This window comes from Streptomyces sp. 5-10 (genome assembly GCF_014712245.1).
Taxonomy (GTDB): domain Bacteria; phylum Actinomycetota; class Actinomycetes; order Streptomycetales; family Streptomycetaceae; genus Streptomyces; species Streptomyces violaceusniger.
Window position 1 is genome coordinate 1 of sequence record NZ_JACVYG010000186.1, and the last position, 1,565, is coordinate 1,565.

Below are 1,565 nucleotides of genomic sequence, written 5' to 3' on the forward strand. Positions count from 1 at the left end.
CTGTTCTCCTCGGCCGCGGGTGTGCTGGGCAATGCGGGACAGGCCAACTATGCCGCGGCCAACACCTTCCTGGACGCCCTGGCTCAGCACCGCCAGGCCCAGGGCCTGCCCGCTGTGTCGCTGGCCTGGGGGCTGTGGGCACAGGACAGCGGGATGACCGGCCACCTGGACCATGAGGACCACGCACGCCTGAACCGCACCGGCATCACCCCCATGACCACCGAAGAGGGTTTGGCACTGCTCGACATGGCCGTCGACAGCGCTCGCCCTTCGCTCCTCTTGGCCCGCCTCTCTCTTACGGCGGTTCAGAGGCATGTGGCGAACGGTGGCACCCTCTTGAGCCTGTACCGAGGGCTGGTGAAGTCCCCGGCACGTCGTACGGGTGCCACGGCGGCCACGACTCTTCAGCAGCGGGTGGCGGATCTCGGTGACGCCGAGCGGTACGAACTCATCCTCGCCACCGTTCGTACTCACATCGCCAAGGTGCTGGGCCACTCGACCGCGGACACCGTGGACGGCGACCGCGCGTTGAAGGATCTGGGCTTCGACTCCCTGACCGCGGTGGAACTGCGTAACCAGCTTGGTGCGGCGACGGGGCTTCGACTTCCGACCACGTTGGTCTTCGACTATCCGACGCCTTCGGCCATCGCCAGGTATCTGGACGGTCGGCTGGGCGCGGGCAAGCGCTCGGATGGCGCTGAAGTGGCGCCCGCTGTGGTGGGCGTGGACACGGAGCCGATTGCGATTGTGGGCGTGGGCTGCCGGTATCCGGGTGGGGTGGCCTCGCCGGAGGAGCTGTGGGAGTTGGTGGCCGGCGGGACGGACGCCATCTCCGGCTTCCCGGTGGATCGTGGCTGGGACCTGGAGGCCCTGTACGACCCGGATCCGGACCGCGCGGGGAAGAGCTATGCCATCGACGGTGGCTTTCTGAACGATGCCGCAGATTTTGACGCGGAGTTCTTCGGGATGTCGCCGCGTGAGGCGCTGGCGGTGGATCCGCAGCAGCGGTTGCTGCTGGAGGCGTCCTGGGAGGCGATGGAGCGGGCCGGGATCGACCCGGCTGAGCTGCGCGGCTCGGCCACGGGCGTGTTCATGGGCGTGATGTACAGCGACTACTCATCCAGGCTGCGGAAGTTCCCGGGTGAGCTCGAGGGCTATCTCGTCTCCGGCAGTGCGGGAAGCGTGGCATCGGGGCGCCTGGCGTATACCTTCGGGCTCGAAGGTCCGGCAGTGACGGTGGATACGGCGTGTTCGTCGTCGTTGGTTGCCTTGCACCAGGCGAGTGCGGCGCTGCGCAGCGGCGAGTGCTCGATGGCCCTGGCCGGTGGAGCGACGGTGATGTCCACCCCGGGCCTCTTCTTGGAGTTCTCCCGCCAGCGCGGCCTGTCGGTGGACGGCCGGTGCAAGGCGTTCGCCGAGGGTGCGGATGGTACGGGGTTTGGTGAGGGTGTCGGTGTGTTGTTGTTGGAGCGGTTGTCGGATGCGCGGGCTCGGGGACATCGGGTATTGGCGGTGGTGCGTGGTTCGGCGGTGAATCAGGATGGGGCGTCGAATGGGTTGACGGC

Annotated in this window: 1 protein-coding gene; it reads left to right on the top strand. The window is 67.8% G+C overall.

The window, feature by feature from the left end; all coding sequences use genetic code 11:
• On the top strand, positions 1-1,565 hold a 1,565-nt coding region (locus IEJ02_RS47710), incomplete at both ends, for a beta-ketoacyl synthase N-terminal-like domain-containing protein (protein ID WP_191070494.1).